The sequence below is a fragment of the Bacteroidia bacterium genome, assembly GCA_033391075.1.
In the GTDB taxonomy this organism is placed as follows: Bacteria; Bacteroidota; Bacteroidia; order J057; family J057; genus JAWPMV01.
In genome coordinates this window covers 1388070-1402541 of record JAWPMV010000001.1, presented here as the reverse complement: position 1 = coordinate 1402541, position 14472 = coordinate 1388070, and the positions used below count along the sequence as shown (strand labels likewise).

Annotated in this window: 8 protein-coding genes; 3 read left to right on the top strand and 5 right to left on the bottom strand. The window is 42.0% G+C overall.

Features of this window, described 5'->3' with window-relative positions; all coding sequences use genetic code 11:
* Positions 1-40 precede the first annotated feature (40 nt).
* Both R8P61_05470 and R8P61_05465 read left to right on the top strand, forming a co-directional pair.
* Positions 41-2878, top strand: a complete 2838-nt coding sequence (locus R8P61_05470; protein ID MDW3646485.1) for a hypothetical protein — start codon at positions 41-43, stop codon at positions 2876-2878.
* Between the two features lie 12 nt (positions 2879-2890).
* Positions 2891-3298, top strand: coding sequence for a MaoC family dehydratase (locus R8P61_05465; protein MDW3646484.1), 408 nt, complete (start codon positions 2891-2893; stop codon positions 3296-3298).
* Between the two features lie 2 nt (positions 3299-3300).
* On the opposite strand, the gene R8P61_05460 is transcribed toward R8P61_05465, so the two are convergent.
* Positions 3301-5265, bottom strand: a complete 1965-nt coding sequence (locus R8P61_05460) for an FG-GAP-like repeat-containing protein (protein ID MDW3646483.1) — start codon at positions 5263-5265, stop codon at positions 3301-3303.
* A gap of 201 nt (positions 5266-5466) precedes the next feature.
* On the opposite strand from R8P61_05460, the gene R8P61_05455 reads away from it, so the two are divergent.
* Positions 5467-6210 (top strand): T9SS type A sorting domain-containing protein, encoded by a 744-nt coding sequence (locus tag R8P61_05455; GenBank protein ID MDW3646482.1) that lies wholly within the window; start codon positions 5467-5469, stop codon positions 6208-6210.
* Between the two features lie 190 nt (positions 6211-6400).
* Here the strand turns inward: R8P61_05455 and R8P61_05450 are convergent, their stop codons facing one another.
* The 4 genes from R8P61_05450 to R8P61_05435 all read right to left on the bottom strand — a co-directional run bounded on the left by R8P61_05450 (position 6401) and on the right by R8P61_05435 (position 14014).
* On the bottom strand, positions 6401-9457 hold the full coding sequence (locus R8P61_05450; protein ID MDW3646481.1) for a DUF2339 domain-containing protein: 3057 nt from the start codon (positions 9455-9457) through the stop codon (positions 6401-6403).
* Between the two features lie 145 nt (positions 9458-9602).
* Positions 9603-12485 carry an excinuclease ABC subunit UvrA gene (gene uvrA, locus R8P61_05445; protein ID MDW3646480.1) on the bottom strand — a complete coding sequence of 961 codons (2883 nt, stop codon included), beginning with the start codon at positions 12483-12485 and terminating at the stop codon, positions 9603-9605.
* 129 nt (positions 12486-12614) lie between these two features.
* Positions 12615-13550, bottom strand: a complete 936-nt coding sequence (locus R8P61_05440) for a nucleotidyltransferase domain-containing protein (GenBank protein MDW3646479.1) — start codon at positions 13548-13550, stop codon at positions 12615-12617.
* Between the two features lie 32 nt (positions 13551-13582).
* Positions 13583-14014: a response regulator gene (locus tag R8P61_05435; GenBank protein MDW3646478.1), complete on the bottom strand. Its 432-nt coding sequence runs from the start codon at positions 14012-14014 to the stop codon at positions 13583-13585.
* Between the last annotated feature and the right edge of the window lie 458 nt (positions 14015-14472).

Here is a 14472-nt window from a genome sequence, read left to right as displayed (position 1 = left end):
AAAAAATTCCCATATATTGGTCTCAGATTAGATACACACAATGAAAGGCAGTTTAAAGAACCTACTCCTGCTTAACCTGTTTATACTTTCTCATTCACTTTTCGCTCAACATTCAGAAAACGAGGCAGCCAGAAAATTTAAAAACCTCAAAGCTCAGCCTGTTCAAGATACGGTCCTGTTTGACCGGGCTTATTCTTTACAAAAGAATGAAGCTGTGGTTAAGGATTATGTAGAAAGCGGACTTTTTCAAGATTACCTGCAAGCCGGATATGAAGTGGATACCCTATCGATCCTCAATACCTATCGATTTTATCAAGCCCCTTTCGATACCAATTTCATCCCAAACCTTCAGGCTGTTGCAGACTTACAGTATCAGTTTCAGCTAAATCGAATGGATAAGCAGCAGAAGGTTCCTTCTTCCCAGTATCCCTTTTTATTGATTTGTGAGCCTGACTTCCCCGAAGATTATGAGCTTTTTCTGGACAATGAATTGATCCTGCTCAATGATGAAATGCTCCTTTGTATGAGGTTTGAATCTTTGCGGGATTCTGTCAATGAAATATTTGAGAGACGGATTCCCCAGATTTTTATAGAGAATAAAATATTTACACAGGAACTCTTCGATCGACTTCAAGAATTGCATCAGGCATTTCAAGGGGATAGAGATAGCCTGCAGATTCCTGATGAAAACATTATGAATAGTTTCCAGGAATTGAAAGACGAAATTGCGATCAATCAGGAATTAAAGTCTCATGTATCTGAAAGGTATTATAGGGAATTACGGAGATGTCGAAATGACTATCCTAATGATTTCAGCGCTTTCCTGGCAGAAGATAGTATTGTTATAGATCAGGAGACTGCCAATTGTTTTCTTCGACGGATTCCCTCTCAAGAAAGAAGAAAAGTAGGAGCAGCCTGGAAGAAAGCAACCTCAGATGATAAAGACCGAGGACTCGGAGATGACAGTATTGAGGAAGAAGTAGCGGAAACAAATGCCCCTGCTACTTCAATGCCCCCTCCCCCTCCAGTCATTCCTCCGGCTAAAGGCTTTGGGCCTCTAAGTCAGGGAACGGGAATCTTCCCAAGCACCCAATTGATAGATGCGACTGCTCAATTTTTAGTAGAAAGAACTCGGGAGGAGCTGATCTTAAGTTTCTTTGATCAATTTCAACGCAGAATCGACAGTGTACCCGAACTGCGCTATCTATTCACCAATACCTATTCCTTGCTACAAAACCGTGAATTTTTCCATATTCCGACTTTGGGGAAATCCTGGAAAACAGCTTTTGTAAGAGACATTCGAGACTTGCCACTGAGCATGGAACGTATGATCAATGAGAGTCCAAAATTCCTGTTTCTAAAACAGCGGAGTGATTACCGGGTCTTTCTTATGGCCCTGCATTTTACGGATTGGTTTGAAAAGAGTGAAAGGCCTAGCAATTACATTCTTTCCCAATTCCTGAAAATGGAAGAATTGAACAAAGGCGCCTATATGGATTCGGCACTGGCAGTAGTAAAGAATAATCTTCATGATTTTCGCACCTCAATAAACAATTCAAGAAGCTGGTATAATCCAGATTTTGGCTACGAACTAAATAATCGGGGAGAAGAACTCTTTATTGCTCTCCAGTACCAGAAATCGCCTGCTTATTATGAGGCTTTTTATGTAGGGAATGGAAAAAGCTATGCACATCAGATGAAAGAAATGCCAAATAGCATTTTCCAGATGGAACAGGAGATCATTGCCGAGATCAGGCAAATGGATGAGTCCCTAAGCGATCTTGACATTCCTCAAAATCCTAAAGGGGATAGCCTGAATCGGGAAGCCCAACTCCTCACTTTCTCAGACTACCTTTATCAAAAAGAAAGCAGCCTCAGATTGGCAGCAGATGGGATCAACAATATCCAGCGAATTGCTTATAAGCTGAAATATCCAGACAATCCGGAAGCTATATTGATGGATAAATCATACCAAGGAAAAAGTCAGTTGGTTTATGCTGCCAGTCAGCTCCTTCCTGCCGTTGAATCCAGAAGTCCCAGCAAGATATTTGTTCATAGTTTACAAGCCTTGCAACCACTTTTTCAACTCGCAGCCAATCGGGAAAATAAGCAAATCAAATCCTGGAATCATCGCTTGCGAACCCAAAAGCTGGATACCACGGAAATAACCAGCCTGACAAAGCAAATTCAGCAAAGCCTCAAGCGCCAATCTCAATTAGAGAATAGCAGCAAGTATTTGGCTTTCTATGGCGGATTTATGCTGGACGTTTTTTATGCTAAATCTGCTCCGGAGATCAAAGGCCTACTGTACAAATATGCCTTACCCGCCGGCTCTTACAGAATCAAGCGGAAGAGTAAAATCAGCCTGGAACTGGGAGCCTATCCCAATCTGTATGTAGGTCGGGAACTGGTGATTCAGGATAATGGAGAGCAGGGCGATGGTTGGGTTGCAGGAGTATCAGCTCCTGTCGGGATCAGTGTAAGTTGGCCCATCAGGAAAAGCATAGATCCCTTTGATCCGGCTGCCAGCGATCGCAATTTTAAGAACTCAAAACTGACCGGCTCGACTTATAGTGGACATTCATTTTCTTTATTTTTTTCGGTAATCGACATAGCTGCTCCTTTTAGTTATCGTTGGACCAATGGAAATGATGTCGGATTTCCCGATGAAATCAGTTGGCAACAAATTCTCTCGCCTGGTCTTTATGCTGTATGGGGTATGAAAAATAAACCGATTTCCCTTTCTTTGGGTGGACAATATGTACCCAAGCTTCGCTCTATCACAAGTACAGGAACAGACATCAGAGAAATTGATGCTTTTCGGATAGGGCTGAATCTGGCAGTAGATATTCCCATTTTCAGTTTATTCAGAAGATAACGCTCATTTAAGATGAAAATACAGGAAGGTCAGGTATACGAAGAAGAATTTTCCTTCAGTCAGGAAGAAGTAAATCAATTTGCCAAAGTAAGTGGGGATGATAATCCCATCCACCTTGATGAGGACTATGCAGCCGCAACTTCTTTTAACAAGCCCATAATGCATGGATTTTTGGCAGGCAGTGTATTCAGTCGATTGATTGGAACCAAATTTCCCGGAGAAGGAACGGTTTACCTCAAACAAAGTATGGCTTTCCGGAGGCCTATGTATGTAGAGGTTTCCTACAAAGCTATTCTCACCGTTACCATGGCCAACGCTAATCGGCATATTGCACAGATTGAAACCAGGATCGTCGGTGTAGAAGATGGAAAAGCCTATCTGACAGGAGAGGCTCAGGTGATGAATGCTGAGAAGATATAGACCTAAGGCCTTAGCCAGAGTTTTTTCGTTTCGAAGACTTTCCCTTGTTCAGGCTCTTCATATTCAATCCTCATTAGATAGAGACCTTCGGTCCATTGAGGGTTGAGTCTTTTTACCATAGTAAATCGATTGGCTTCCTGGATCTCATCTAGCAATACTAAAACTTCTTTCCCCAGAAGGTCAAGAAGGCTTATTCGAATATGCATAGGGGAGCCTAAAGAATAGCTCAACACCAGTTCTTTTTCTACCGGATTGGGCAGTTTATGGAGTTGAAAAAGCTCACCATTTCCGCTGTTTATGTGAGCTTCTATTTCCTGAAGTTTGTTTTCGCCTTCCCGAATCAGCAAAAATTGATCTGCCGGGATGTTATAGAAATGTTGATCGGGGCTCAATCTCCCAGGCCAGCGTACAATCAAGGAGTCGAGAGAGTTCCTTTCCCCTAACCCAATATGAGCTACCGTAGAATGCATGGAATTATGTCCCTGTCCTCCACTATTGATTTCATGTATCCAGCTCTTTTCTCCTGAATAAATGAGCAATTGAGCTCCGAGGGCATCCCGATTATTCAGCACTCCTTCCAATTTTACTTTTAGCCAATGATTGTCGGATGTTTGCTCATTTTTAAATAAGACTGCTTTTCCCTGCAAACCCAGATATATATGCGGCACACAGCTCAGAAGGACATCAATATCTCCATCATTGTCATAATCCCCATAGGACAAACCTCTCGACAAACCGTACTGAATGAAATCGCTTTCTATGCTAAAATCTTTGAACTTGCCATTCCCCTCATTTAGATAGACTTTGTCTGGCATGGAGTCCAGAGAAGGGAAAAATTCAGTGGAGCCAATCCTGCCATTAGCCACAAGCAAATCCAGGTCTGTATCCAGATCGAGATCCACAAATCCTGCTCCCCAGCCAATAGATAAATAAGGGGCTATATCATAGATATAGGTATCTGTTACTTCTGCTGTCTCACTCACCTCTTCAAAACGCTCATTGCCTCGATTTTGCAGGAGGGAATTCCTGCCAATATTGGTGATATAATAATCCAAATCCATGTCCTGATCATAATCCCCTACCGCAAGTCCCATCCCATACATGGGTATATCAAAAGCGGAAGACTGACTGATGTTTTCAAATGAAGGTTCTGGATAAAGATTGCGGTAGAGCGCATTAGGGATCAGCCATTCTCCGAAATCATTGGCGATCAAAAGATCTAAATCCCCGTCCTGGTCAAAATCGCTAAATACAGATGCCAATCCACTTCCTGCATCATCCACGCCATAAGATTGAGCGACTTCCCGAAAACTCAGGTCTTGCTGATTCAGAAACAGTCGATTTCTTCCCCCGCTATGCTCAAAACCGGATAATTTCCCGGAAGAATCATAGAGATAGCCCAAACTATCCACCCAATTGACTACATAGATATCCAGATAGCCATCCAGATTTACATCTCCCAAAGAAATAGAAAAGCCCTGCTTATTCTCTTGTGATCCATCAGCCAATATTCTGATCCCAGAACTTTGGGTGATATCGCGAAAAGTCTCATTGCCCAGGTTTTGAAAGATCAAACAGCCTTCATTTCGCGTGCTTATGATTAAGTCTCGAAAGCCATCATTATCCAGATCACCTGCAACTACTCCAATGGTATTCGCACTTCGATTTTTGCCGATGCCTGATCCTGCATTGGCATCTCTAAATGTTCCATCCCCCTTGTTTATGAATAATCTGTCGGGGGCAAATCCTCCTGTCAAAAACAGGTCCTCAAAATTGTCTCCATTTGCATCAAAGAAAACAGCTCCCGATCCCATATATCCCAGCCCCTGGTAGAGATGATCGATTCCAGCCGCTAAACTTTGCTCCTGAAATTTTAATTGCTGTGGGAAAATATCAGCCGGCTTGAATAGGAGAAATACCAGACTCCAAATACAGATTTTGCTGGAAAATTTGAGAAAATAGCTCATCTGCCAAATTATCTTTTCTTACGAAAACGTTTACGTTTACTTCGTAATCGTTTACGTTTTTCTGAGGATTTGAACTGCTCATCAAAATTAGCATAATTCGGCTCACAACAATATTTCGGAAGAAATTATTACGACACAAAAATATAATTTCCGATAAATTAAAATATTCTAACAATAACCTTAACCTATAAAACCAGCTTTATGAATGTGAAGAACTTTTACATTATTAGTCTTTTTTTTCTTGTCCTATTGCCACAACTGCATGCACAGGATAGTGTCAATGTAATTCTGGCAGTAGACATGTCTGCTGTAACTATAAATGCTCCTGGTGTCCACGTTGCTGGAAATTTCCAGGATAATTTTGCAGGAACTACATGTTCGGAATGGGATGCCGGATGTACAGCCTTAACGGAATCAACGGATACCGTGAATCAATCAGGTATTTGGTCAATCAGGCTTCGCCTTCCCAAAGACATGTATCAGTACAAATTTATCAATGACAACAGTTTTGATAATGGCAATGATGAAGGTTCAGGCCTTAGTGCTGATTGTGGGGTAGACGACGGCTTCGGAAATTTCAACCGTTCTCTGGATCTCACGAACGCTCCATCGGACATAGACACGGTCATTGCATTTGTTTTTAATAGCTGCGATATGTCAGAAGCTATGATTACAAGTATTGATGAAAATTTCCGTAATGCACTACAGTTAAAAGTCTTTCCAAATCCATCTTCTGCTTCCTTCCAAATCAGTTTTGAAAACCCTCGACTGGAAAATCTCAATTTGAGCTTAATTCATATCAATGGCCAAAAAGTATTGAATCAAAATTTCACTACAGCCAATGAATTGAAAATTGAAAGAGGAAATCTAAGTGCTGGAATCTATTTCCTGAGTTTGGAAAACGAAAATGGATTGCGCGTGACACAGAAAGTCGTATTGCGCTAGCAGATTGATATCGCAAAACTGTTCAATAGGATATAAATCACCTATAAAACACAGCAAAATATGTACATCCCCCTATAGCCTTCTGGTATAGGGGGATGTTTGATATTGCTAAATACGATGATTCCATCAGCTTCATGTATCGGGCTTTCTATATCTGACTTTCCTCATTCTTATTCCCTTTATTTATCTCCTAAACCTTTCCCCTTTTCAGATACATCCTTGCTCCCGTCAACATCAAAATACCCGAGAGGATACTTACTCCCACTTTATATATCAGGTCAAAGTTTCGGAAATCAAAGAGGATCAATTTTGCGAACCCAAGTGCTAACATGGCAAATGCCAGTCTTTGCAGCCAACTTCTCTCTTTTTTGCTTGCATAAAAAAGAAGCAGGATCGCATGGATGAAGAGACTTATGGTCAATCCCATTCCGAAAGCATTGCTCGCAGCCAGGGTCCAAATGCTCAAATAGCTAAACACAATCATGAGTTGCATGAAGAAAAAATGGATGCGCAATTCGCTTGCATATTTCTTCCAGGCTCCCAGTAGCTCATGTTTCTTGTGCCAGGTTCCCAGATCAATTACCAGCAGAAATACTGTTAAGAGCAAGGATAGTGCGTGAAAAGAATCCCACATCTCATAACTGAGGATATTGATCAAATTTATCAGACAGAAAAGCAAGCCTATGGCATATGAAATGTAGAGGAGTCTGCCTTTATTTCTGAGTGGAGCAAATAGCTTCCTTTTATCATAAAGGAATAGGAAATAGATACTTAAAATGGCGGGCACCAGCGGAACTAAATCCCATTCAATCCTTAATATGGCCAGCAACATGACTAAAGAAAGGAACCAAAAAGAATACTGGTGGATAAGTTTGAAAGGACTTAGTTTAAAAGATTTGAGCTCATGCGCTTTTTCTCCAAAGAAGATCAGACTCAAAATTCCTACTCCCATAGCAACCCCACTTTCCTGCAATGGCAAAAACATCATGATGCTAGCAAGGAGAACGAGTACATGGGTTTCAATCTTGAGCTCCCATCTATTTCTAAATTTGGCCAGGCCGTAGGAAATGGCTACAGAAAGCCAGACAGCATGTGGGAGAAAATCGGGAAACCTTCGTGCTACCCCCGGCAAAAAGGCCACGGGTAGGATCATGAAGAATAACTTCCGGAGGCTATCGGTAAGGGGGAAAAACATGGAATCCGGATCCCACTTTTCGTAGAAATATTTCAATCCCCAGAGCAAAGCTCCCAGTTCCAGGATTGAGGCTTTTCCGGCCAGGGTTTGTTCATGAAAATGCATGCTTCCAACTACATTGACCGAAGCGAAATATCCGAGTAGGAATGACAGACTCAATCCCCAACCTACTATTTCCGTAATCTGCAGCTGCTGCTTGATGCCCCAATAGATCATGAAAAGCATAGGAAGAAGGGCTAAATTGTAGGTATAAATTCCCAGGTAACTGGAAAGGACAAAGATCAAACTCCCCATCGACCAGATTGTCAGGAATTCACGCAAGCCATAGCCTATCGATTTTTCCCAATTGGAAATATTCTCATCCGCCCATTTGTATAATACGAATACTCCTCCGAATGCCAGGCCTAGAACCATCAGGTGCATGAATGCAATTCCCCAGCTTCCTGCTTCCCATTCCAACAATAAATTCTCCATTCCGACTAAGGAGCGTATAGCTACAATGCCCAAGAGTAACCAGGCTTCCATCCGTACCCTCGGCAGCGCAAATCGGAATCCAAAACTCATCAACAGTAAGGCCTCAACCCCTAATCCTATAGCCAGTAAATTTTTATCGAGCAAAAGAACGATGGACAAAGTCAGGAAGGCTCCCAAAACGAGGCTACACACCCATTTAAAGGAATCACTGATTTTTTGAAAAGAGATCGCAACTATGGCTCCCCAGAGAACTGCATTGGCCAAAAATATCCAGCCTATCAAAGTCGCTTTTTCAAACTGAGCAGCAAGCCCAAGAGAATTGATAATGAGGATACTCAGAGAGGAAGAAAGGTAGAGGATATTTCCACTGTGAAAATTCTTTACCCAGCCTTCCTTTTTCCATATCGTACTCAGGATAAAAAGGTAGGAGAAAGCATGCAAAAAGAACAATTGGCTAAATAGAGACAACTGATCCGGGCCCAGGAACATCATCCATTCAATGACGCCTACCACCATAATCAAACTGATCAGTTTTAAGGGTTGCCAATCAATCTTTCGCCCCAAATATATTTGAGCAACTGTCAGAACAAAGAGAAAGCCCAAATAAAGCTCTCCAAGAACCTGAGCATCCAGCACCAATGGGATAAGGGAAGCTCCGAGATAACTGACAACACTCAAAACCCGGGCTTCGAATCGAAAAGAGGAATAGATCCCCAAAGCAGCAGTAGCTGCCACCAGGATAAGACTCAAATACGGATTTTGAAATACCGGGAAGAATTCGTTTTGGGGTAAGAAGTAGAAGATCAGGTAAAAAGTTGCGATGCCAAGTCCTAACAAGGCAGAAGCAAAGTCTTTGTACTTCTTGTCTTTTTTATTGAATCGATATCCAAGGAGCAAAAGACTTGCTGCCCCGGAAAGTGCGAAGCTTATCTTTATTCCTTCCAGCAATTTAGGCGAAAGGATATCCATAAAATAACTCAGACCAAGCTGCATGAGATAAGCTACCCCAAAGAGAATGGCAACGATGCCTCCCAAAGACAAAAAGAAGACAGGCAATCGACCTTCTTCTTTGTAATGCTTATGAACTCCTTTTACATAAGCGATCATTTGTAAGAGGGGAGCCAGAATCACCTGTAGCCATATCGGAAGTTCGACTGGCTCTTTTTTAATTTGTTTTCGTACGGGAGGAGCTTGAGTTTTAGGACTGCTTTTCTTTGGGTTTGTGCTGTAGGAAACGGCTGCAGTTAATGCTGCAGGAATTACTTTCTCTTTTTCAATGGGTGATTCTTTGACTTCGGGGGCTTTGGGTTCAGGGGCTTTGATTTCAGGGCTAATTTCTTCTTGCCTGGATTCTTCTTCTAGTTCGGGTTTTTGATAGGCTAAAAGTTCGTTTTCCAAACGTTCGATACGGGAAAGGAGTTCCCGACTTTTATGGTTCGTAGAAAACTTTACATGAAGAATTTCATCTCGAAGAGGTTGAAGCTTTGCCAGGGCTGCGAGCAAAGGAGTACCACAATGCGAGCAGGCCTGTAGGCTATTTTCATTTCCGCAATTGGGGCAGCTAGTATTCGTTTTCATAATGTGGAATTTGTTTCCACCTACGCCCCTCCCCTCTCACAGTTGCACGAATTAGCTGTCCAGAAAAGCAAAAAAGGACTTTAAGAGATCATGAAAAGTCTCAAAAAGACTGCAAATATTACAATACAATCACTAAAAAAGGACTTTACGAGAGGCTTTCTTTCAGAAAGCGACCTGTATGGCTACGCTCAAACTGGGAGACTTCTTCAGGAGTTCCGGCAACCAAAACTTCTCCTCCTCCTTGCCCCCCTTCAGGCCCTAAATCAATGATCCAGTCAGCTGTTTTTATGACGTCCAGGTGATGCTCAATAACGATAACGCTATGTCCCGCTTCAACTAAGCGATTCAAGCTTTCCAGCAGGCGGGAAATGTCCGCTAAATGTAAGCCGGTAGTGGGTTCGTCTAGAATATATAAAACATGAGCTCCTCTCCTAAGCTTACTCAATTCAGAAGCCAGTTTCACCCTTTGAGCTTCTCCTCCGGAAAGAGTCGTACTCGACTGTCCCAGGGTCAGATAACCTAAGCCCAATTCATTGAGTAGCTTGATTCGAAGGTGAATCTTTTTATGTTCTTTGAAAAATTCCTCTCCTTCTTCCAGGGACATATTTAGCACATCCGCAATGGTTTTGCCTTTGTAGCTAACCTGCAGAGTCTCCGGATTGAAACGAGCCCCTTTACAGGTTTCACACATACGCTCCACGTCTGGCATGAAATACAATTGGGTTTTGATCGTACCCTCTCCCATGCATTCAGGACAGCGGCCTGTTTTTACATTAAAACTAAATCTCCCGGCTTTGTAGTCTCTTTCCTTTGATAATTCAGTGGATGCAAAAATCTTCCGGATATCATCGTAAAAGCCTGTATAAGTAGCGGGATTGGAGCGCGAGGATCTTCCAATGGGAGATTGATCTATATGGGTGAGTTTTTGAACATGCTCCATCCCTTCGATTGAGTCGTGATCGCCTGTGATAATCCGGCTATCATAAATCTTTTTAGAAAGGGCTTTATACAGAATCTCATGGATTAAACTACTTTTCCCAGAACCAGATGCACCCGTGACACAGACAAATTTCCCCAGCGGGATATCCACATCAATATTCTTCAGATTATTCTCCTTAGCTCCTTTGATGAGTAAATGATGCCCATTGCCATTTCTCCTCACTTCAGGTATGGCGATCTTCCTTTTTCCGGATAAAAACTGCCCGGTTGGAGAGTCTTTGCTTTTGATGACTTTTCCGATTTCCCCTTCTACCACAACCTTTCCTCCATGAATTCCGGGACCGGGGCCCATTTCCACGATATAATCTGCCGCTCGAATCGTTTCTTCATCATGCTCAACAACTATGACTGTATTTCCCAGATCTCGCAAGCGATTGAGGGTAGCAATCATGCGGACATTGTCCTTGGGATGTAAGCCAATACTGGGTTCGTCAAGCACATATAGCATACCCATCAAACCGGAACCGATTTGGGTTGACAGGCGAATTCTTTGAGCCTCACCTCCAGAAAGGGTCCCAGACCTTCGATTGAGATTGAGATAGTCCAGACCAATCCCCAATAAGAGATCCAATCGACCCACAATTTCTTTTAGGATTTGATGGCCTGCCTCCTTATCTCTGACTGGCTTCACCTTTAGCAGAAAAGACTTCATTTCCTGAAAGCTCAGTTCTCCTAATTCAAAGATATTTTTGCCCTCAATTCGAAATCGCTGCCGGGAATTTTTTAATCTGGCTCCCTCACAATCCGGGCATTTATGTTCGACCATCACTTTTTTTAGCCATTCCTCCATGCCCGAATTTGCTACCTGCCGTTGCCGGTACCATTTATAATTTCTTTCGATATTTCCCGCGACTCCTCCATATCCAATCTGATCACCTATCATCCGATACCAGGCACCTCGCGCTCTCGGGTCTTTCTCGGCTTTGGCTCCCGGAGGCAAGATCAAGGTATATTTTTCTCCTTTTGTCCCATACAACAGCATCTCCTGGATATTGGCAGGAAGCTCTTTATAGGGAGTGTCCAAACTGAATCCATAATGCTGAGACATACTATGCATATGTCGTCCATGCCAATTGTCCGGATTAAATTTGGCAGCTTCCTCAATAAAACAACCCTCAGCTATACTCCTTGAAGAATCCGGCACCAATAAATCGACATGAACCCGCATATAAGTTCCCAAACCCAGACAGGTTCGACAGGCAGAACCTGGCTCATTGAACATAAAAAAATTGGGATTCAAGGCAGCACTCAGGATGCCACTTTCGGATGTTTGTAGCTTTTTGTAAAGTCGCTCTTCCCCTGATTTATCTTTAGGTAATCGAATTCGAAGGTAAGGATCGCCTATGAGGATGGCATTATTGATACTGGTCAGAATTTCCTTATCTGCCTCTTTTCGTAGTGGAAAGCTATCGATGAGTACTTCCATCTGATAGTCCCGGCTTTCATCTATATCAAAATCTTCCTGCAAGTCATAAAGCTTTCCATCGATATATAGCTTTCGATAGCCTTTCTTACGAATTTCCGTGAATAAAAAAGCAAAATCCTCTCCATAAACCGGATAGATCGGAGCACGTAATTCGACTTGAGTTCCTTCTTTCAGCGACATCAATGCATCCAGTATGACAGGAGCAGACTTAATCGCTAATAATTCTTCTTTCCAGGGATCCATGCCCTCGGATATAGTCGCATACAGCAGATTCAAATAGCTGGCGATATCCGTCATGGTCCCAACCGTAGAGCGAGGATTTCTCTGAATGGTTTTCTGTTCGATCGAAATAACGGGAGAAAGGCCATAGACAAAATCTACATCCGGTTTATTGATCTGCGAAATAAATCGTTTGGCATAGGTAGATAGAGATTCCATATAACGCCTCTGGCCTTCAGCATAAATGGTATCAAAGGCGAGAGAAGATTTCCCCGAACCCGAAAGGCCGGTAACCACGATCAATTTTTCTCGTGGAATCTTGATAGATACATTTTTCAAATTGTGTACACGTGCTCCCTGCACTTCAATGTGGCTTCTTTTCATTAGGAAGTATTGAGGTTTTGTTGTGTTGTAGTGCGGCCGTTCAGAATTGGAGCATTTGGTACTTAAAGATACTCATTGTTATTCATTCATAAAACGTAGCTAAGCGCCTTCTCCTGCAAATCTATAACACTACAATACTCCATAATAAAATGCCAACTCCTCCACCTCTTCCAGGCTGGTCTGAGTCAATCTATGCGGGAGGGAAGTGCGATGAATAATCTCTTTATCTGCCAGCCATTCACAAGCTCCCACTAGCCCTTGAATATTCATGTATTGTTGCGCCCAGGTATCAATCTCGGTCGCACTTTTAATACGGCCTTCTTCTGAAAGAAAATCCAGGAGGGGCTGGAAGATATCTTTACACCTTTCCACCAGAAAAGTATCGATAAGCTGGAGGGCGTTTTCTATAGCTGCTTTATCTTTGGGAGCATCGATAAGCTCTGTATAAATAGCTTTGAAAAAATCGGGATTGAGTTTGATCGCCTGATGTACTACTTCCCGGCTGGCAATTTCCCCTGCCAAATTCAATTCTATCCTCGCTAAACCTGAATACATATAGGTGATCCAGATAAAGGCATATTGGGGATCATTTTTACTATAAAGGAATTTCTCCACCTTGGAGATCAGGGGCATAAACGAGCTGGCAATAGAAAGGAGTTGGGACTGTTTATCACGACTTCCCAATTTTTCTACCCCTTCATACATATCCCGAATGCTTTCATCCCGGGTAAATAAAAGGCTGGATTTACTGAAATAGGAATGGATAAAGGAGTTTCTGAGACTTCCTTCCATGATTTTTCGGAAACGACTTCTTTCCATCGCCCAGGCATGGATATTCACATCATATTCCGTCAGGGCAATATCTTTGTCCTGTCCTTTTAGTTTACCATCACGAATGATGATCATTAAGTCTATATCAGATTTTTCCCAAACTACATCATAGGACAAACTCCCGGCGACTATCACGGCAAGCACATTCCTGTCTTCCTGAAGTTTTTCCAGCAGGATTCCTAGGGCCTCCTCAAATCTTTCTTGAGTCCTGGCAAAACTATCTGAGCTCTTCATATATACAAGATAGGAAAGCTCAGGCTAAAAAATCAGGCTGAAATCCGAGCCTTTCGGTTGCTATAGACATTCAGTTCCCCAAAGAATCTCCAAATATCCATAACCGCTTTTTGAAAGGCATCAAAATCCAGAGGCTTATATATATAAGCATTGGCGCCTAATTCCTGGGTGTATTGAATATTACGTTCATTGCGGGAAGCACTGAAGAAAACGACAGGAAAGTCCTGTAGCCCTTTTTGCACTAGTCTTTCTAATATCTGGATACCCGTCATTCTGGGCATTTCCATATCCAACATTAAAAACAGGATATCCTCTTTTTCTTCATTTTCTAAATAAGCAAAGAATTCTGGTCCTGACTCAAACCTGATTAGTTCCCCTTTGAAGTTTGTTTGTTTAAATGAGAGTCGGATCAGTTCAGCATCATGAATGTTATCTTCTATAAAGACGACTTTTCCAGTTTCCATTTTCATTAGGTTAATGGTGATTTTACTTAGTACCCTCTGAGGCTATTTTTATGCAGATTTATTGTCAAACCTTACATAAATTCACCTCTACACCTATCCGATACACCTGGAACAGTTTTGGAAAAGCTATGAAGTATATCGGATCCTCAAAACAGATTAAAAAAAGAATGCGGCTATTCGCCTATTGGCTTAATCACTGGATTGCTTAAAATTTACAAGGGAAATTTGATTACAGCATTCACTTAGATACAATTAGGTTATTACTTAGGTAGATTGTGTTTGCATTTTTTGTTAATCAAATTTACCAATACCTAAGGGGAGATAAAATGCGATTTCCTATCATATTAAACATACTTGATATAATATATGGGTATCCAAGTATTCGCATAATTCGGAAAATTTTCCGGTGCTTTTTTCAAAAGACAGATACATTACTTTCACCTCTGGTCCTGGGGGTG